We start from the raw sequence: 19,384 nt of genomic DNA on the forward strand, positions 1-19,384 counted from the left end.
CCGGACGTAAAGCGTCGCAGCACGCGCGAAGCGCGGTGACCACGCGACGGAGTCGCAAATCGATCGCAGCGCAGTCCGGACACGCACCTCCGCAGACCCCGGCCCCCGGCACCACAACGGCGCACCCGCACTACGACGCACGCACCCGCACCCCCGCCGGACGGCGCACCCCCCGCCGCACGACGCACCGCACCCCCGCCGGACGGCGCACCCCGCCGGACGGCGCACCGCACCGCACCGCCGGGAGGCGCGACCTCAGCCGATGTCCGGCGGATCGATCCTGACCCGTACCGGATCCCCCCCGCCCCGAGCCAGCCGCGCCGCCTGCGCCCTTTTCAGCGCCCCGGCAAGCGCGGCCCCGCTCCCCGGCGGCACCCGTACCAACGCCCGCTCCCACCGCTCCCCCGCCGGCACGTCGCCCGCCCGGCGCGCCCTGCCCGGATCCGTGACCGGCAGCGGCACAGGTCCCAGCACCTGCGCGTCGGCGGGCAGTTCGGCCGCCGCCAGAAACTCGGCCACCGTCTCCCCCCGCCCCAGCACCGCCGCCATCCGCGACACCGGCGGAAACCCCAGCTCGGCCCGCTCCGCCAGCTCGCGCTGCGCGTGCCCCACCGGATCCCAGCGGACCAGTGCCTGGACCGGCCGCAGCGTCGGCTCGGCGACCACGACCACCGTGCCGCCCTCGCTCTGTCCGCGTACCAGCGATCCCGCCTGTATCCAGCGGCGCAGGGCCTCCTCCCCCGCCCGCAGATCCGGCCGCCCGAGCATCGCCCAGCCGTCGAGGAGCAGCGCCGCCGCGTAACCGCCCTCCGCCACCGGCTCGGCGCCGGGGGTGCTGACCACGAGGGCGGGGCGGCCGGGGACGGAATCGAGCACGTGGTCGCGGCCCGACGTACGGACGGGGACTGCGGGGAACGCCCGTCCCAGCTCCTCCGCCGTCCGCCGCACTCCCACGATCTGTGCGCGCAGCCGGGTGCTCCCGCACTCCACGCAGTGCCAGACCGGTTCGTCCCGGCCGCACCAGCCGCAGTGCAACTCCCGCTCCCGAGGCGCCTCCAGCGGTCCCGCGCAGTGCCGGCAGCGCGCGGGCGTACGGCACCGTTCGCAGGCGAGCCGGGGCACATAGCCGCGCCGGGGCACCTGCACCAGCACCGGCCCCGTCTTGAGCCCTTCCCTGACGGCCTGCCAGGCGAGACTGGGCAGCCGTGCGGCGCGCGCCGCCTCGTCCCGCGCCAGCTCGCCGTCGCCGATGGTGCGTACCAGCGGCGCGGCCGTACGCACCTGCTCGCGGCCGGCCACGAGGGGCAGCGCCCAGCCGGTGCCGACCAGTTGGGCCGCCTCGACAGTGCAGGACGTACCGCCCAGCAGGAAGCCGCACTTGTCGTGCGCGGCCCTCAGCAGCAGTACCTCGCGTGCGTGCGGCTGGGGTGCGTGCTGCTCGCTGTGGCTGCCGTCGCCGTCGTCCCAGATGACCACCAGCCCCAGGTCCCGCACCGGCGCGAACATGGCGGCGCGGGTCCCGACGACCGCCCGTACCGCTCCGCGCCGTACCGCGAGCCATTCCCGGTAGCGCTTCTCGGGCCCCGCCTCCGCCGTGAGCAGCGCGTGCCGCCCTTCGCCCAGCAGCGCCGTCAGCGCCGTGTCGACCCGCGCGGCCACCCTCCCGTCCGGTACGACGACGAGCGCGCCCCGCCCCGAGGCCAGCGTCGCCCCCACGGCGCGCGCCAGCTCGTCGGCCCAGTGCGGTCCGGGCAGTGCGGTCCATACGGCCCGGGGCGCCCCGCCGCCGGCGAGCGCGGCGAGGAACGCGGGCCCGTTGACGTACCGCTCCCAGGTGCCCGCCTCCGGCGCGGCGGGCGGTGGCAGCGGCTCCGGCGAGGGCTTCGACTCGGCCCGCGCGTTCCGCGGCGGAATCGCGAGCTGGAGCACATCCGCGAGGCTTCCCGCGTACCGGTCGGCGACGGCACGGGCCAGCCCCAGCAGCTCCGCACTGAGCACGGGCTCGGGCGACACCACATCGGCGAGCGCGGCGAGCGGCCCGGAGTAGTCCGACTCGGCCCGCCGCTCCACGACGAACCCGCCGATCAGCCGCCCGCCCTCACGCCGCCCGCCCCGAACCTGATGCGCCCCGGCCCCGAACCGCACCCGCACCCGCACCCCCGGCTGGGCCACCTCGTCCAGCTCCTCCGGCACGGCGTAGTCGAAGAACTGATCAAGATGCAGCACGCCTTTGTTGACCACCACCCGCGCGACCGGCAGCTCCCCGGCCAGCGCGGCCCCCCGCCACGTCCGCGGCTTCGCCCGCGGCACCTTGGCCTTCCGCACACTCTCCCGAATCAGCGCAAGCTGCTCAGGCCCACCCCCGGCGGGATCCTCGGCCTGCCTGTCGTCGCTGCTCACAGCTTCATACCTACCAGACAGCACCGACATCCCCCGCCCCGCCGAAGGACCAGCCCGCGGCGCCCGCCCACGGGGCAGGGAGTGGAACAAACAGGCACCCATGGCTGAGGCCCCGGACACCTGGTGGCGTCCGGGGCCTCAGCGGCACATCCGAATCAGCGGCACATCTGAAAAGGGCGACCCGAAGGGTCAGACCCCCGCGGCCTTGCGCAGGGCGTCCACGCGGTCCGTGCGCTCCCAGGTGAACTCGGGCAGCTCGCGGCCGAAGTGGCCGTACGCCGCCGTCTGGGCGTAGATCGGGCGCAGCAGGTCGAGGTCGCGGATGATCGCCGCCGGGCGGAGGTCGAAGACCTGCGCGATGGCCTGCTCGATCTTGTCCGTGTCGACCGTGGCCGTGCCGAAGGTCTCCACGAAGAGACCGACCGGCTCGGCCTTGCCGATCGCGTAGGCGACCTGGACCTCGCAGCGCGCGGCCAGGCCCGCCGCGACGACGTTCTTCGCGACCCAGCGCATCGCGTACGCGGCCGAGCGGTCGACCTTGGACGGGTCCTTCCCGGAGAAGGCACCGCCGCCGTGGCGGGCCATGCCGCCGTACGTGTCGATGATGATCTTGCGGCCGGTCAGGCCCGCGTCACCCATCGGACCGCCGATCTCGAACCGGCCCGTCGGGTTGACCAGCAGACGGTAGCCCTCGGTGTCCAGCTTGATGCCGTCGTCGACGAGCTCCTTGAGGACGTGCTCGACGACGAACTCGCGCACGTCGGGAGCGAGCAGCGAGTCCAGGTCGATGTCCGAGGCGTGCTGCGAGGAGACGACGACGGTGTCGAGACGGACGGCCTTGTCGCCGTCGTACTCGATGGTGACCTGCGTCTTGCCGTCCGGGCGCAGGTACGGGATGGTCCCGTTCTTGCGGACCTCGGAGAGCCGGCGCGAGAGCCGGTGCGCGAGGTGGATCGGGAGCGGCATCAGCTCGGGCGTCTCGTCGCAGGCGTAGCCGAACATCAGGCCCTGGTCGCCGGCGCCCTGCTTGTCCAGCTCGTCCTCGTCGCCCTCGACGCGCTTCTCGTACGCCGTGTCGACGCCCTGCGCGATATCGGGCGACTGTGCGCCGATGGACACCGAGACGCCGCAGGAGGCGCCGTCGAAGCCCTTCTTCGAGGAGTCGTAACCGATCTCCAGGATCTTGTTCCGCACCAGCTGGGCGATCGGCGCGTAGGCCTTGGTGGTCACCTCTCCGGCCACGTGCACCAGACCGGTGGTGATCAAGGTCTCCACGGCGACCCGGGAGGACGGGTCCTCCCGCAGGAGCGCGTCAAGAATCGTGTCGCTGATCTGGTCAGCGATCTTGTCGGGGTGACCTTCGGTCACAGACTCCGAGGTGAACAGACGGCGGGACACATCGCTCCCTGTGGTTGCAGCGGCTGCTGGCTGATCATTGGCGGACCGGCGGAGGGCCCCAGCCCCGCGACGGTCCACGACCACTTTATCGGTCGAATCGGGTCACGGGGGCAAGTGTCTCGATCTGTGGGAGTCCGTCGCCCGCGGCTCTGCATTATGCGATACGCCGATCGCTCCTGGCCAGAGGGTGTTACGCCGGGATTCCTCGGTTTTCGGCCCTCCACCGTGGCGATTCCCCGGAAAGCGGGACGGAGGCGGTGCAACAAAGAATTCACGCGCGCCACGGTTCCCGTTCAGCCGGAACGTTCAAGTCCGAGGCCACACGCCCCACGCCCCACGCCCCCGCCTCCGGGCCCCGCCTCACAGCTCCCCGCCCTCAGGTCCCCAGCCTCGGCGCCACCAGGTCCCAGACGACATCCGCCAGCGCCTCCTTGGGCCCGTACGGCACCGCCGTCTCGCCACCGTCCGCCGCGAGCACGACCGCCTCGTTCTCCTCGGCGCCGAAGGTCTTCCGCTCCCCGACCTCATTGACCACCAGCAGGTCGCATCCCTTGCGCCGCAGCTTCTTCCTGCCGTTGGCCAGGACATCGTCCGTCTCCGCCGCGAAGCCCACGATCACCTGTCCGGGGCGGGCACGCTCGGCGGAGATCTCGGCGAGGATGTCCGGGTTACGGACGAGCGCGACCGGCGCGGGCTCCTCGCCGTCCTTCTTCTTGATCTTGCCCTCGGCGTAGGACGCGGGCCGGAAGTCGGCGACGGCCGCCGCCATGACAACGGCGTCGGCCGCCGCGGCTGCCTTCAGTACGGCCTCACGCAGCTGTACGGCGGTCCCGACATGGACCACGTCCACGCCCGCGGGGTCCGTGAACCCGGTGTTGGCCTCGATCAGGGTGACCCGCGCGCCCCGCGCCGCCGCCGTACGGGCCAGGGCGTACCCCTGCTTCCCGGAGGAGCGGTTCCCCAGGTAGCGCACCGGGTCGAGCGGCTCGCGCGTACCGCCCGCGCTGATCACGACATGGTGTCCCGCCAGGTCGGGTACGGACACGCCGCGCGCCAGTACGCGCCGGCAGACCTCGAAGATCTCTCCCGGGTCCGGCAGCCGGCCCTTGCCCGTGTCGACGCCGGTGAGGCGGCCGACGACGGGCTCGATGACGACGGCGCCGCGGCGGCGGAGCGTCGCGACATTCTCCTGGGTGGCGGGGTGCTCCCACATCTCCGTGTGCATGGCCGGCGCGAAGACGACAGGACAGCGGGCGGTCAGGAGCGTATTGGTCAGCAGGTCGTCGGCGAGTCCGTGCGCCGCCTTGGCCAGCAGATCGGCGGTGGCCGGGGCGACGACGACGAGATCGGCGGTCTGCCCGATCCGCACATGCGGCACCTCGTGGACATCGGTCCAGACCTCGGTGGAGACGGGGTGGCCTGAGAGGGCCGACCAGGTGGCCGCGCCGACGAAGTGCAGCGCGGAGCCGGTCGGTACGACCCGTACGTCATGGCCCGACTCGGTCAGCCGGCGCAGCAGCTCGCACGCCTTGTACGCGGCGATCCCGCCCGCGACCCCCAGAACGACCTTCGGCTTGTCCACCGTGTCTCCCCTCTCTCGTCCGCCCTCGGGCTCGTCCGTCCTCGGCCCTACGGACATGACACACCACAGGCCCGGCGGTCGTACCGCCGGGCCTGTTGGTGAAGAGCCTGTGCTGAAGAGCGTGTGCTGAAAAGCCTGTACTGAAAAGCCTGTGCTGAAGAGCGCGTACGCCTACTGGGCGGGGCCGTCGATGGCCTCGGAGGTCAGCAGACCCGCGTTGATCTCACGCAGGGCGATCGAGAGCGGCTTCTCGTGGACGTGGGTGTCCACCAGCGGACCGACGTACTCAAGCAGGCCCTCACCGAGCTGCGAGTAGTACGCGTTGATCTGGCGCGCGCGCTTGGCCGCGTAGATCACGAGGCTGTACTTCGAGTCCGTGGCCTCAAGCAGCTCATCGATCGGCGGGTTGATGATGCCCTCGGGCGTGGTGATGGAAGAGGACACTCTCTAGCCTTCCGAAGAAAATTCAAGGAGAAATCGGTAATTGCGGGATTCACGATGGAAGGAAAGCCCACAAAAGATCATGCAACTGCCATCAAGGCTAGCAGCTCGCGCGCGACGTCCTCGACCGAGGTGTTGACCAGCGTCGTATCGAACTCCGACTCGGCTGCGAGCTCCACCGTGGCGGACTCCAGCCGGCGCTCGATCACCTCGGGCGATTCCGTCCCCCGGCCGGTGAGCCGGCGTACCAGCTCGTCCCAGCTCGGGGGCGCCAGGAAGACCAGCCGGGAATCGGGCATGGACTCCTTGACCTGTCGCGCGCCCTGGAGATCGATCTCCAGCAGTACGGGCTCGCCCGCTCCCAGCCGGTCGAGGACCGCCTGGCGCGGCGTGCCGTAGCGATTGCCCGCGAACTCCGCCCATTCCAGCAACTCACCGTTGGCGACCAGCTTGTCGAATTCATCGTCGGTGACGAAGAAATACTGGACGCCATGGCGTTCGCCGGGGCGCGGCTTTCTGGTGGTGGCCGACACCGAGAGCCATACCTCGGGGTGGACCTTGCGCATATGAGCGACGACCGTGCTCTTACCGACCCCGGAGGGGCCGGAGAGCACGGTCAGCCGCGGTCGTACCTCTGCTGCCATGCGGCGATTATCCAGGTTCCCGGGGGTGCCCGGGAACGTCAGGCGGGCTTGCCGCCGAACTCGCGCTCCAGGGAGGCGATCTGGTTGGAGCCAAGACCACGCACTCGGCGGCTCTCGGAGATCCCGAGCCGCTCCATGATCTGCTTGGCGCGGACCTTGCCCACGCCGGGCAGGGACTCAAGCAGTGCGGAGACCTTCATCTTCCCGATGACGTCGTTCTCCTGACCCTGCTTGATGACGTCATGGAGGGAGGCGCCGGAGTGCTTGAGTCGATTCTTGACCTCGGCCCGCTCCCGGCGAGCCGCGGCGGCCTTTTCGAGCGCGGCTGCGCGCTGTTCAGGGGTAAGGGGCGGAAGAGCCACGCCTACGTCACCTCGGATGTCGAACTGTCGGATACGGACCGGTGAGGAACCTGTTCGCCCCACACCAGGCGAGCAACGGGCAACGGACTGCACGTTGGCTCTCGACGGAGACTAGCGGCCATGGCCGCCGGAGTCAGCGAGAACAGACGAAAAGTCCTGGTCAACGTCGATCGGGCCGGACATTTCAGGCATATTGCCCAGCTTTTCCGCCAAGAACCTCTTCATCGGCGTCCCAGCGGTGTTCCCCTGGTGTTCAGCGTCACCTCTCAAAGCGCCCCGGCACGCCGCGGAAAGCCGGCTGCCGCACCACCGAAAGCCTTCCGACACTCCCCCGGCGCACGCCCCGAGCGGGTCCGCCCGCATGCCCTACGCGCCCCCGACGGCCACCCTCACCTCATCGGCGAAACGCTTCGCCGCCTCCCTCAGCGCGCCGAGGTCCGGACCGTGCCGCAGCACGCCCCGGCTGACGCTCGGGACCACATTGCCGACCGCCGTACCGAACACGCCGGGCAGATCGGCCGGGGTCGCGCCCTGCGCGCCGATGCCGGGCGCGAGCAGCGGCCCGTTGATCGCGAGATCGACGCCCACGTCCCCCAGGGTCGCGCCGACGACCGCGCCGACCGAGCCGAGCGGGGTCACGCCCGCGTTCTCCGCCGCCATGTGGTCCAGCATCAGCCGCGCGACCGGCCGGCCGTCGGCGGCGGTGGCGCGCTGCACCTCCGCGCCCTCGGGGTTGGAGGTCAGCGCGAGTACGAAGACACCCGAGCCGGAGAGCGCGGCCGCGTCCAGCGCCGGACGCAGCGACTCGAAGCCGAGATACGGGGAGACCGTGACGGCGTCCGAGAAGAGCGGCGAGCCCTGGTTCAGATAGGTCGCCGCGTACGCGCCCATGGTGGAGCCGATGTCGCCGCGCTTGGCGTCCATCAGGACCAGCGCCCCGGCCGCCCGCGCCTCCGCGACGGTCTTCTCCAGGACGGCGATCCCACGCGATCCGAAGCGCTCGAAGAACGCCGACTGCGGCTTGAGCACGGCCACCCGGTCCGCCAGCGCCTCCACCGTCGTACGGGCGAAGCGCTCCAGGCCCGCGATGTCGTCGCCCAGGCCCCAGTCCGTGAGCAGCGAGCCGTGCGGGTCGATGCCGACGCAGAGCGGTCCGCGGGTGTCCATGGCGCGCCGCAGCCGGGCCCCGAAGGGCTCCAGCGAGGTCGGGGCGGAAGCGGTGGGGGTCATGCGGTCACCTTCCGGGTGTCGGCGCCGACGGCCTCGGCGAGCGTGGCGTACGGACTGACCGCCAGCCGGGCGGCGAGCCCCTTGTGGATCGCGCGGCTCCAGAACGGGCCCTCGTAGATGAAGGCGCTGTAGCCCTGGACGAGCGTGGCGCCCGCGAGGACCCGCTGCCAGGCGTCCTCTGCGGTCTCGATCCCGCCGACCCCGACGAGCGTGATCCGGTCGCCCACGCGCGCGTACAGCCGGCGCAGCACCTCCAGTGAGCGTGCCTTCAGCGGCCCGCCGGACAGTCCGCCCGTCTCCGCGACCAGGGCCGGATCCGAGACCAGGCCGAGCCCGTCGCGCGCGATGGTGGTGTTGGTGGCGATGATGCCGTCCAGACTCAGTTCCACGGCCAGGTCGGCGACGGCGTCGATGTCCTCGTCGGCGAGATCGGGCGCGATCTTGACCAGAAGCGGCACCCGGCGGTGGGTGACGGTGCGGTCGGCGGCCTCGCGTACGGCGGTGAGCAGCGGCCTCAGCTGGTCGACGGCCTGGAGGCTGCGCAGCCCGGGGGTGTTGGGCGAGCTGACATTGACCACGAGATAGTCGGCGTGTCCGGCCAGTCGCTCCGTCGAGAGCACATAGTCGCCGATCGCCTCACTCTCGGGGACGACCTTGGTCTTGCCGATGTTGACGCCGACGGTGGTCCTGAAGACCGGCCTGCGCGCCGCCAGCCGGGCCGCGACGACGGCCGAGCCCTCGTTGTTGAAGCCCATCCGGTTGATCAGCGCGCGGTCGGCGACAAGCCGGAAGAGCCGCGTCTTCGGGTTGCCGGGCTGCGGCTCGCCGGTGACCGTGCCGATCTCGACGTGGTCGAAGCCGAGCATCGTCATGCCGTCGATGGCCACGGCGTTCTTGTCGAAGCCCGCGGCGAGCCCGAAGGGGCCGTGCATCCGCAGTCCGAACGCCTCCGTGCGCAGTTCGCGGTGGCGCGGCGCGAGGGCGGCGGCGACGAACGTACGCAGGACGGGGATACGGGCGGCGAGCCGGATCCAGCGGAACGCCAGGTGGTGAGCCCGCTCCGGGTCCATCCGGCGGAAGACCAGCCTGAAGAAGATCTTGTACATGGAGTGGTGTGTCCTCCAACGGAGTGGTGTGTCCTCGAAGAGACCTCATGAGGAGGGGGGACACCGGCTTCGGTGTCCCCCCTCCTACGACCGGACGACCGGACAGGGCCTAGCTCTCGCGTGCCGCGATCAGGTGTTCGGCGTGTTCCTGGAGGGAACGGACCCCGACCTCGCCGTGTTTGAGGGCGTCGATGCCCTGGACGGCGGCGGCCAGCGCCTGGACCGTCGTCAGGCAGGGGACGCCGCGTGCCACGGCCGCCGTGCGGATGTCGTAGCCGTCGAGCCGGCCGCCGGTGCCGTACGGGGTGTTGACGATCAGGTCGACACCTCCGTCGTGGATCAGCTGGACGATGGTCTTCTCGCCGTCCGGGCCCTCGCCCTCGCTCTGCTTGCGTACGACGGTGGCGTTTATGCCGTTCCGCTTGAGCACCTCCGCGGTGCCCGAGGTGGCCAGCAGCTCGAAGCCGTGGGCGACCAGCTCACGCGCCGGGAAGATCATCGAGCGCTTGTCGCGGTTGGCGACGGAGATGAAGGCGCGGCCCTTGGTGGGCAGCGGGCCGTACGCGCCGGCCTGCGATTTGGCGTACGCCGTGCCGAAGGCGGAGTCGATGCCCATGACCTCACCGGTGGAGCGCATCTCCGGGCCGAGGACGGTGTCCACCCCGCGTCCGTGGATGTCGCGGAAGCGCGACCACGGCATCACGGCCTCCTTGACGGAGATCGGGGCGTCGAGCGGCAGCGTGCCGCCGTCGCCCTGGGCCGGCAGCAGTCCCTCGGCGCGCAGTTCGGCGACGGTGGCGCCGAGCGAGATACGGGCCGCCGCCTTGGCGAGCGGTACGGCCGTCGCCTTGGAGGTGAAGGGGACCGTACGGGAGGCGCGCGGGTTGGCCTCCAGGACGTACAGGATGTCGCCGGCCATCGCGAACTGGATATTGATCAGCCCGCGGACCCCGACCCCCTTGGCGATGGCCTCGGTCGAGGCGCGCAGCCGCTTGATGTCGAAGCCGCCCAGCGTGATGGGCGGCAGCGCGCACGCCGAGTCGCCGGAGTGGATCCCGGCCTCCTCGATGTGCTCCATGACACCGCCGAGGTACAGCTCCGTACCGTCGTAGAGCGCGTCGACGTCGATCTCGATGGCGTCGTCGAGGAACCGGTCCACCAGGACCGGCCGGGTGGGGCTGATCTCGGTGGACTCGGCGATGTACGAGGAGAGCCTGATCTCGTCGTACACGATCTCCATGCCGCGCCCGCCGAGGACGTACGAGGGCCGGACCAGCACGGGGTAGCCGATCTCGTCGGCGATGGCCTTGGCCTCGGCGAAGGTGGTGGCGGTGCCGTGCTTGGGCGCGGGCAGCCCGGCCTCGGCGAGGACCCGGCCGAAGGCGCCGCGGTCCTCGGCGGCGTGGATCGCCTCGGGAGGCGTGCCGACGACCGGTACGCCGTTGTCCTTGAGCGCCTGGGCGAGGCCCAGCGGGGTCTGGCCGCCGAGCTGGACGATGACGCCCGCGATGGGCCCGGCCAGCGTCTCGGCGTGCACGATCTCCAGGACGTCCTCCAGGGTGAGCGGCTCGAAGTAGAGCCGGTCGGAGGTGTCGTAGTCGGTGGAGACCGTCTCCGGGTTGCAGTTGACCATCACGGTCTCGTAGCCGCCCACAGGAGTCGGCGCCGCGCTGAGCGCGAAGGAGGCGTGGACACAGGAGTAGTCGAACTCGATGCCCTGGCCGATCCTGTTGGGACCGGAGCCGAGGATGATCACGGCGGGCTTCTCGCGCGGCGCGACCTCGCTCTCCTCGTCGTACGAGGAGTAGAAGTACGGGGTCTTCGCGGCGAACTCGGCGGCGCAGGTGTCGACCGTCTTGTAGACCGGGCGGATGCCGAGCGCGTGCCTGACCTCGCGGACCACGTCCTCGCGCAGCCCGCGGATACCGGCGATCTGCGCGTCGGAGAAGCCGTGCCGCTTCGCCTCGGCGAGCAGTCCGGGGTCGAGCTCGGGCGCCGCGGCCAGCTCGTCCGCGTACTCCTTGATCAGGAACAGCTGGTCGACGAACCACGGGTCGATCTTCGTCGCGTCGAAGACCTCCTCGGGGGTGGCACCGGCCCGGATGGCGCGCATGACGGTGTTGATCCGGCCGTCGGTGGGGACCTTGGAGGTCTCCAGCAGCGCGTGCTTCTCGGCGGGACCGCCCGCCTCGCCGGTGAAGTCGAACTGGCTGCCCGCCTTCTCCAGCGAGCGCAGCGCCTTCTGAAGCGCCTCGGTGAAGTTACGGCCGATGGCCATGGCCTCGCCGACCGACTTCATGGTGGTGGTGAGGCTGGCGTCGGCCGCCGGGAACTTCTCGAAGGCGAAGCGCGGCACCTTCACGACGACATAGTCGAGCGTGGGCTCGAAGGACGCCGGGGTCTTCTCGGTGATGTCGTTGGGGATCTCGTCCAGCGTGTAGCCGATGGCGAGCCGGGCGGCGATCTTCGCGATCGGGAAGCCGGTGGCCTTGGAGGCGAGCGCGGAGGAGCGGGAGACGCGCGGGTTCATCTCGATGACGATGACCCGGCCGTCGTCGGGGTTGATCGCGAACTGGATGTTGCAGCCGCCGGTGTCGACGCCTACCTCGCGGATCACGGCGATGCCGATGTCCCGCAGGATCTGGTACTCCCGGTCGGTGAGCGTCATCGCGGGCGCGACGGTGATCGAGTCGCCGGTGTGCACGCCCATCGGGTCGAAGTTCTCGATGGAGCAGACGACCACGACGTTGTCGTGCTTGTCGCGCATCAGCTCCAGCTCGTACTCCTTCCAGCCGAGGATGGACTCCTCCAGGAGCACCTCGGTGGTCGGGGAGAGCATCAGGCCCTGTCCGGCGATCCGGCGCAGATCCTCCTCGGTGTGCGCGAATCCGGAGCCGGCGCCGCCCATGGTGAAGGAGGGGCGTACGACGACGGGGTAGCCGCCGAGTTCGTCGACGCCCTTGAGCACGTCGTCCATGGAGTGGCAGATGACCGAACGCGCGGACTCGCCGTGGCCGATCTTGGCGTGGACGGCGTTGACGACGCCCTTGAAGAGGTCGCGGTCCTCGCCCTTGTTGATCGCCTCGACATTGGCGCCGATCAGCTCGACGCCGTACTTGTCGAGCGTGCCCGCGTCATGGAGCGAGATCGCGGTGTTGAGCGCGGTCTGTCCACCGAGGGTGGGCAGCAGCGCGTCGGGGCGCTCCTTGGCGATGATCTTCTCGACGAAGTCGGGGGTGATCGGCTCGACATAGGTGGCGTCGGCGATCTCCGGGTCCGTCATGATCGTGGCGGGGTTGGAGTTGACCAGGATGACCCGCAGACCCTCGGACTTGAGGACGCGGCACGCCTGGGTACCGGAGTAGTCGAACTCAGCGGCCTGGCCGATGACGATCGGTCCTGAACCGATGACCAGGACGGACTGGATATCGGTGCGCTTAGGCACGCTGGCCCTCCATGAGCTGTGTGAAGCGGTCGAACAGGTACGCGGCGTCGTGCGGGCCCGCGGCGGCCTCGGGGTGGTACTGAACGCTGAAGACCGGCCGGTCGAGCAGCCTGAGCCCCTCGACCACGTTGTCGTTGAGACAGACGTGGGAGACCTCGGCGCGGCCGTAGGGGGTGTCGGAGACCCGGTCGAGCGGTGCGTCGACGGCGAATCCGTGGTTGTGGGCGGTGACCTCGACCTTGCCGGTCGTACGGTCCTGCACGGGCTGGTTGATGCCCCGGTGCCCGTACTTCAGCTTGTACGTGCCGAAGCCGAGCGCGCGGCCGAGCAGCTGGTTGCCGAAGCAGATGCCGAAGAGCGGGGTGCCGCGCTCCAGCACGCCCTTGACGACGGTGAGGTCGGCGGTGGCCGGGTCGCCGGGGCCGTTGGAGAGGAAGACTCCGTCGGGGCCGATGGCGTACACCTCGTCGAGGGTGGCGGTGGCGGGCAGCACATGCACCTCTATGCCGCGCTCGGCCATCCGGTGCGGGGTCATGCCCTTGATGCCCAGGTCGAGCGCGGCGACGGTGAGGCGCGCGGTGCCCAGCGGGACGGCCTCGCCGTCGGGGCCGAGCGCGGGGACGACGTAACTCCGCTCGGTGGCGACCTCGGCGGACAGGTCGGCGCCGGTCATCTCGGGAGCCCGCTGGACACGGGCGAGCAGCGTCGCCTCGTCGGCCAGGGAGGCGCCGGAGAAGATGCCGACGCGCATCGCGCCGCGCTCGCGCAGATGGCGGGTGAGCGCGCGGGTGTCGATCCCGCTGATGCCGACGACGCCCTGGGCGACGAGTTCGTCGTCGAGGGAGCGCCGGGAGCGCCAGTTGGAGGGGGTGCGCGCGGGGTCGCGTACGACATAGCCGGAGACCCAGATCCGCCGCGATTCGGCGTCCTCGTCGTTGACGCCGGTGTTGCCGATGTGCGGCGCGGTCATCACGACGACCTGGCGGTGGTACGACGGGTCGGTCAGGGTCTCCTGGTAGCCGGTCATGCCGGTGGAGAACACCGCCTCGCCGAAGGTCTCCCCCACGGCCCCGTAGGCACGGCCGCGGAAGCTGCGGCCGTCCTCCAGGACGAGTACGGCGGGAGTCGCCTTGTCGCGGGCGGTTCCCGGGGTGGAGGTGGTCATCGTGCGGGGCCTTCCGTCGTCGTGAACTGGTTCATGAAGTTGATGGCCTCGACCCAGGCGGTGTGCTCGGCGGAGCGGTCGGAGCGGAAGCCGGAGTCGATCAGCTTGTCGCCGTGCTGCCAGGTGACGATCAGCAGTCCGCCCTCGGCCAGGACCTTGCCCGCGATGCCCTTGTCGAGCCGGGCCTCGCGCAGCCGGTCGGCCGGGACGAAGAAGTCGTTCGCGCCGGGGCGTACGACATCCAGCCCCGCGTCGGTGAGCGTCAGCTCGACGCGGCTGCGCGCGCCCAGGCCATGGGCCACGATCCGGTCGAGCCACTGCCCGGCGGTGGTGGAGCCGTGGTAGCGGCCGCTCATGCTCAGCTTGGCCGCACCGGGCGCCTCGGGCGCGCTGGGCAGCTCCGGCAGATCGGACTGGAGACTGCCGCGCCACTTCCAGCCCTGGCGCATCAGCCAGTACACGAAGGCGATGAACAGCAGCAGACCGAGGACCCAGCCGATCCGGGCGGCCCAGTCGGTCACCTCCGCCGATTTCTGTTCGGCGGCCAGAGGAAGCAGAAGGTTCGCAGTACTCACGCCAGATTCCCGTCGACGACCGTGGCACGGCCCCGCAGGAAGGTGTGGGTCACCCGCCCCGGCAGCTCACGCCCCTCGTAGGGGGTGTTACGGCTGCGGGAGGCGAACCCCGCGGGGTCCACGGCACCACGGTATGCCGGATCCACCAGGGTCAGGTTGGCGGGCTCACCCGGCGAGACGGGACGGCCGTGGCCGTCGAGCCTGCCGATGAGGGCCGGCCGGAACGACATCCGGTCGGCGACCCCGGCCCAGTCGAGCAGTCCGGTCTCGACCATCGTCTCCTGGACCACCGACAGCGCCGTCTCCAGCCCCACCATGCCCATGGCCGCGGCGGCCCACTCGCAGTCCTTGTCCTCGTGGGGGTGCGGCGCGTGGTCGGTGGCGACGCAGTCGATCGTCCCGTCCGCGAGCGCCTCGCGCAGGGCCGTCACATCGGCCTCGGTACGCAGCGGCGGGTTCACCTTGTAGACGGGGTTGTACGACCGTACGAGTTCGTCGGTGAGCAGCAGATGGTGCGGGGTGACCTCGGCGGTGACGTTCCACCCCTTGGACTTCGCCCAGCGGACCAGCTCCACCGAGCCTGCGGTGGAGAGATGGCAGATGTGCACGCGGGAGCCGACATGGGCGGCGAGGAGTACATCACGGGCGATGATCGACTCCTCGGCCACGGCGGGCCAGCCGCCGAGCCCGAGCTCGGCCGAGACGATGCCCTCGTTCATCTGGGCGCCCTCGGTCAGCCGCGGTTCCTGGGCGTGCTGGGCGATCACCCCGTCGAAGGCCTTCACGTACTCCAGCGCGCGGCGCATGATCACCGCGTCGTCCACGCACTTGCCGTCGTCGGAGAAGACCCGGACGGCGGCGGCCGAGTCGTGCATCGCGCCCAGCTCGGCCAGCTGCTTGCCCTCCAGACCGACCGTGACGGCGCCGACGGGCTGGACGTCGCAGTAGCCCGATTCCCTGCCCAGCCGCCAGACCTGCTCGACCACACCGGCGGTGTCGGCCACCGGGAAGGTGTTCGCCATGGCGTGGACGGCGGTGAAACCGCCCACGGCCGCGGCCTTCGTACCGGTCAGCACGGTCTCGGAGTCCTCGCGGCCGGGCTCGCGCAGATGGGTGTGCAGATCGACCAGACCGGGCAGCAGGATCCGGCCCTCGGCCTCGATGACGGTCGTCGCGCCGTCCGCGGGCAGTCCGCTGCCCACCTGGGCGATGGTCTCGCCGTCGATCAGTACGTCCTGTGGTTCGCCGCCCAGTACCCGCGCGCCCCGGATCAGAATCTTGCTCATGGTTACTTCTTCTCCTCGGCGTTCAGGGTGTGCGCGGAGCGCTCGGCATCTTGGGTGGCGGCGGTCGACGGGCGGGAGTGGGTGACGGCGGGCTCGTTGCCGCCCAGCAGCAGATAGAGCACGGCCATCCGGATCGAGACACCGTTGGCGACCTGCTCGACGGCCGTGCAGCGGTCGGAGTCGGCGACCTCGGCGGTGATCTCCATGCCGCGGTTCATCGGCCCGGGGTGCATCACGATCGACGTCTCGGGCATGCGGCCCATGCGCTCGCCGTTCAGCCCGTAGCGGCGGGAGTACTCGCGCTCGGTCGGGAAGAAGGCGGCGTTCATCCGCTCGCGCTGCACCCGCAGCATCATCACGGCGTCGGAGTCCGGCAGCACCCGGTCCAGGTCGTACGAGACCTCGCACGGCCACCGCTCGACCCCGATCGGTACGAGCGTGGGCGGGGCGACCACGGTGACCTGGGCGCCGAGTGTGTGCAGCAGCAGGACATTGGAGCGGGCGACCCTGCTGTGCAGCACATCGCCGACGATGGTGACGCGCCGCCCGTCGAGATCACGCCCGATGCCCGCGTCCGCGCCGACCAGCCTGCGGCGCAGGGTGAAGGCGTCGAGCAGCGCCTGCGTGGGGTGTTCGTGCGTACCGTCGCCGGCGTTGACGACCACGCCGTCGATCCACCCGGAGGTGGCGAGCCGGTACGGGGCGCCGGAGGCGCCGTGCCGGATGACGACGGCGTCGGCGCCCATCGCCTCCAGGGTCAGCGCGGTGTCCTTGAGCGACTCGCCCTTGGAGACGGACGAGCCCTTGGCGGAGAAGTTGATGACATCGGCCGACAGGCGCTTGGCGGCGGCCTCGAAGGAGATCCGGGTGCGGGTCGAGTCCTCGAAGAAGAGGTTCACCACGGTGCGGCCGCGCAGCGTCGGCAGTTTCTTGATGGGCCGGTCGGCGACCCGCGCCATCTCCTCGGCGGTGTCGAGGATCAGCACGGCCTCGTCGCGGCTGAGGTCGGCGGCGGAGATGAGATGGCCGGGTGTGCGGGGGCCGGCCCCCGGGAGGCGCAGCATCTGGAGTGCTCCGTTGTGTGGGTGTGCGGGCGTGCGGGCGCGCGAAGGCATCCGTACGGGATGGACGGCGTACGGAGGCGTGCTAGCGCTCGCCGGACACGGCGGCCTGCTTGAGGCCGAGCAGGACGGTGTCCCGGCCGTCTTCCTCCGCGAGCTGGACCTTGACCGTCTCGCGCAGCGAGGTGGGCAGGTTCTTGCCCACGTAGTCGGCACGGATCGGCAGCTCGCGGTGGCCCCGGTCCACGAGTACGGCGAGCTGGACGGCGCGCGGGCGCCCAATGTCGCCGAGCGCGTCGAGGGCGGCCCGGATCGTACGGCCGGAGAAGAGCACGTCGTCCACGAGGACGACCAGCCGTCCGTCGACGCCGTCGCCGGGGATGTCGGTACGGCCCAGCGCGCGGGCGGGCCGCAGGCGCAGGTCGTCGCGGTACATCGTGATGTCGAGGGAGCCGACGGGGATCGAGCGGCCGGTGATCTCCGCGAGCTTTCCGGCCAGCCGGCGGGCCAGGAAGACTCCGCGGGTCGGAATGCCGAGCAGCACCACGTCGTCGGCGCCCTTGGCGCGTTCGACGATCTCGTGGGCGATACGGGTCAGGGCCCGTGCGATGTCGGGGGCTTCCAGGACGGGGCGTGCCGCCTCGCCCGCGCCTTCCGTCCGGCCGGTCCCGCCGATGTGACCGGTCTCGCTGGTGTCGCTGGTGTCGCTGGTGTCCATATGAAACGGACCTCCTTCTCCGCCTCACGGGACGGATCTTAAAGGACGTCGAAATTACGCCACCCAGGCTAGCAGGAGGCCGCCGGAGTACCTGGTCGCACCCCTGTCGTGGCACGGCGGGAAGCCCGCTGCTGACCTCGGTGCGGCTCCTTCGGCTTGACGCATCCAAGTAACGCTGCGTAACCTCACAGTGAGTTACCAGACTTCGTCCGGGGAGCTATATGTCCAGCGAATACGCAAAGCAGCTCGGGGCCAAACTCCGCGCCATCCGCACCCAGCAGGGCCTCTCGCTCCATGGCGTGGAGGAGAAGTCCCAGGGCCGTTGGAAGGCAGTGGTGGTCGGATCGTACGAGCGTGGCGACCGTGCCGTTACGGTGCAGCGCCTCGCCGAGCTGGCGGATTTCTACGGGGTCCCCGTGCAGGAGCTTCTTCCCGGCACGACCCCCGGCGGAGCCGCCGAGCCGCCGCCGAAGCTCGTCCTCGACCTGGAGCGGCTGGCCCATGTGCCGCAGGAGAAGGCGGGCCCCCTCCAGCGTTACGCGGCGACCATCCAGAGCCAGCGCGGCGACTACAACGGCAAGGTGCTGTCGATCCGGCAGGACGACCTGCGCACGCTGGCCGTGATCTACGACCAGTCGCCCTCGGTCCTGACCGAGCAGTTGATCAGCTGGGGCGTTCTGGACGCCGACGCGCGCCGTGCGGTCGCCCACGAGGAGGGCTGACCCAACCCGCCACAGACCAGCAGAAACGTCACCTCCGGAGGGCGGTCCCGTATGCGTACGGGACCGCCCTCCGGTGTGTTGACGCAGACACCCGTACGCCCCGGAAGCGCCCCGGAAGCGGGAAACGCCCCGGAAGCGCCCGGGAAGTGGCAAAGCGCCGGACAGGGCCGGGAGGGCCCGTCCGGCGCTTTCGCGGTACGCCGGCCATTTCCGTGCTCCGAAGGCCGCTCAGACGCGGCGCAAGCTCGGCTTGAGGTCCTTGAAGCGGCCCAGCAGGCCGTTCACGAAGGACGGGGAATCGTCGGTGGAGAACTCCTTGGCGAGCTGAACCGCCTCGTCGATCACCACCGCGTCCGGGGTCTCGTCCACCCACACCAGCTCGTACGCGCCGAGCCGCACGATGTTCCGGTCGACGACCGGCATCCGGTCGAGCGTCCAGCCCACCGAGTAGGTGGAGATGAGCTCGTCGATGCGGTCCGCGTACTCCGCGTACCCCTCGACCAGTTCCATCGTGTACTCGCCCACCGGCGGCTGACGGTCGTCGGTCCGGGCATGCCGTATCCAGTCCGCGAGGACCGTCTGCACGGACGCCCCGCGCTGGTCTGCCTCGAAGAGAATCTGGAAGGCGCGCTTACGGGCCTTGTTCCGGGCAGCCACGGTTAGCTGTTCACCCGGCCGAGGTACTCACCGGAGCGCGTGTCGACCTTGATCTTCTCACCGGTGGTGATGAAGAGCGGGACACCGATCTCGTAGCCGGTCTCCAGCGTGGCGGGCTTGGTGCCGCCGGTGGAGCGGTCGCCCTGGACGCCGGGGTCGGTGTGCTGGATCGTCAGCTCGACGGCGGCGGGCAGCTCGACATAGAGCACCTCGCCCTCGTGGGTGGCGACGCTGGCCGTGAAGCCCTCGATCAGATAGTTGGCGGCGTCACCGACCGACTTGCGGTCGACCATCATCTGGTCGTAGGTCTGCATGTCCATGAAGACGAAGTACTCGCCGTCCATGTACGAGAACTGCATGTCGCGGCGGTCAACGGTGGCCGTTTCGACCTTCACGCCGGCGTTGAAGGTCTTGTCGACGACCTTGCCGGAGAGCACGTTCTTCAGCTTGGTGCGCACGAAGGCCGGGCCCTTGCCGGGCTTGACGTGCTGGAACTCGACGACGGACCAGAGCTGGCCCCCGTCGAGCTTGAGCACCAGGCCGTTCTTGAGGTCGTTCGTGGAAGCCACGGTTGCGGAATCTCCTGGACTGA

17 protein-coding genes are annotated in these 19,384 nt (G+C 70.5%); 1 reads left to right on the plus strand and 16 read right to left on the minus strand.

Translation table 11 applies throughout. From position 1 onward, the window contains the following. Nucleotides 1-255 precede the first annotated feature (255 nt). The 14 genes from ACFRMN_RS32410 to pyrR all read right to left on the minus strand — a co-directional run bounded on the left by ACFRMN_RS32410 (nt 256) and on the right by pyrR (nt 17,413). Nucleotides 256-2,430 (minus strand): primosomal protein N', encoded by a 2,175-nt coding sequence (locus ACFRMN_RS32410; protein WP_383026435.1) that lies wholly within the window; start codon nt 2,428-2,430, stop codon nt 256-258. Nucleotides 2,431-2,589: 159 nt separating this feature from the next. Continuing rightward, nucleotides 2,590-3,798, minus strand: a complete 1,209-nt coding sequence (gene metK, locus ACFRMN_RS32415; RefSeq protein WP_383026438.1) for a methionine adenosyltransferase — start codon at nt 3,796-3,798, stop codon at nt 2,590-2,592. A 376-nt stretch (nt 3,799-4,174) separates the two neighbouring features. Then, the gene (coaBC, locus tag ACFRMN_RS32420) at nt 4,175-5,380 is read right to left on the minus strand and encodes a bifunctional phosphopantothenoylcysteine decarboxylase/phosphopantothenate--cysteine ligase CoaBC (RefSeq protein WP_383026440.1); all 1,206 of its coding nucleotides are present in this window, start codon (nt 5,378-5,380) and stop codon (nt 4,175-4,177) included. A gap of 171 nt (nt 5,381-5,551) precedes the next feature. Next, entirely contained in the window at nt 5,552-5,824 is a 273-nt protein-coding gene (rpoZ, locus tag ACFRMN_RS32425) for a DNA-directed RNA polymerase subunit omega (protein ID WP_030355514.1), read from the minus strand. Nucleotides 5,825-5,901: 77 nt separating this feature from the next. Next, a complete protein-coding gene (gene gmk / locus ACFRMN_RS32430) occupies nt 5,902-6,465 on the minus strand; it encodes a guanylate kinase (RefSeq protein ID WP_383026442.1) in 564 nt (187 codons plus the stop codon). Nucleotides 6,466-6,503: 38 nt separating this feature from the next. After that, entirely contained in the window at nt 6,504-6,827 is a 324-nt protein-coding gene (locus ACFRMN_RS32435; protein WP_114621852.1) for an integration host factor, read from the minus strand. 366 nt (nt 6,828-7,193) lie between these two features. Next, a complete protein-coding gene (gene pyrF, locus ACFRMN_RS32440; protein WP_383026446.1) occupies nt 7,194-8,057 on the minus strand; it encodes an orotidine-5'-phosphate decarboxylase in 864 nt (287 codons plus the stop codon). Beyond that, nucleotides 8,054-9,163, minus strand: a complete 1,110-nt coding sequence (locus ACFRMN_RS32445; protein WP_383026449.1) for a quinone-dependent dihydroorotate dehydrogenase — start codon at nt 9,161-9,163, stop codon at nt 8,054-8,056. The genes pyrF and ACFRMN_RS32445 overlap by 4 nt, the downstream gene beginning before the upstream one ends. Nucleotides 9,164-9,272: 109 nt before the next feature. Then, nucleotides 9,273-12,608: a carbamoyl-phosphate synthase large subunit gene (gene carB / locus ACFRMN_RS32450; RefSeq protein WP_383026451.1), complete on the minus strand. Its 3,336-nt coding sequence runs from the start codon at nt 12,606-12,608 to the stop codon at nt 9,273-9,275. Further along, nucleotides 12,601-13,773 (minus strand): glutamine-hydrolyzing carbamoyl-phosphate synthase small subunit, encoded by a 1,173-nt coding sequence (gene carA, locus ACFRMN_RS32455; RefSeq protein WP_383026454.1) that lies wholly within the window; start codon nt 13,771-13,773, stop codon nt 12,601-12,603. Before carA ends, carB begins: the two co-directional genes overlap by 8 nt. After that, nucleotides 13,770-14,348 (minus strand): hypothetical protein, encoded by a 579-nt coding sequence (locus ACFRMN_RS32460; protein ID WP_383026457.1) that lies wholly within the window; start codon nt 14,346-14,348, stop codon nt 13,770-13,772. The genes carA and ACFRMN_RS32460 overlap by 4 nt, the downstream gene beginning before the upstream one ends. After that, on the minus strand, nt 14,345-15,634 hold the full coding sequence (locus ACFRMN_RS32465; RefSeq protein WP_383026460.1) for a dihydroorotase: 1,290 nt from the start codon (nt 15,632-15,634) through the stop codon (nt 14,345-14,347). Before ACFRMN_RS32465 ends, ACFRMN_RS32460 begins: the two co-directional genes overlap by 4 nt. Nucleotides 15,635-15,636: 2 nt before the next feature. Next, the gene (locus ACFRMN_RS32470) at nt 15,637-16,698 is read right to left on the minus strand and encodes an aspartate carbamoyltransferase catalytic subunit (protein ID WP_383026463.1); all 1,062 of its coding nucleotides are present in this window, start codon (nt 16,696-16,698) and stop codon (nt 15,637-15,639) included. A gap of 82 nt (nt 16,699-16,780) precedes the next feature. Then, nucleotides 16,781-17,413, minus strand: a complete 633-nt coding sequence (pyrR, locus tag ACFRMN_RS32475; protein ID WP_383026466.1) for a bifunctional pyr operon transcriptional regulator/uracil phosphoribosyltransferase PyrR — start codon at nt 17,411-17,413, stop codon at nt 16,781-16,783. A gap of 221 nt (nt 17,414-17,634) precedes the next feature. Here pyrR and bldD point away from each other — a divergent pair, with 221 nt between their 5' ends. Beyond that, nucleotides 17,635-18,135 carry a transcriptional regulator BldD gene (gene bldD, locus ACFRMN_RS32480; protein WP_030355502.1) on the plus strand — a complete coding sequence of 167 codons (501 nt, stop codon included), beginning with the start codon at nt 17,635-17,637 and terminating at the stop codon, nt 18,133-18,135. Nucleotides 18,136-18,363: 228 nt separating this feature from the next. On the opposite strand, the gene nusB is transcribed toward bldD, so the two are convergent. Together nusB and efp are read right to left on the minus strand one after the other, a co-directional pair. Further along, nucleotides 18,364-18,792 carry a transcription antitermination factor NusB gene (gene nusB, locus ACFRMN_RS32485; protein WP_030355501.1) on the minus strand — a complete coding sequence of 143 codons (429 nt, stop codon included), beginning with the start codon at nt 18,790-18,792 and terminating at the stop codon, nt 18,364-18,366. Nucleotides 18,793-18,794: 2 nt separating this feature from the next. After that, entirely contained in the window at nt 18,795-19,361 is a 567-nt protein-coding gene (gene efp, locus ACFRMN_RS32490; RefSeq protein ID WP_383026469.1) for an elongation factor P, read from the minus strand. Nucleotides 19,362-19,384: the final 23 nt, after the last annotated feature.

Source organism: Streptomyces sp. NPDC056835 (genome assembly GCF_042789485.1).
GTDB lineage: Bacteria > Actinomycetota > Actinomycetes > Streptomycetales > Streptomycetaceae > Streptomyces.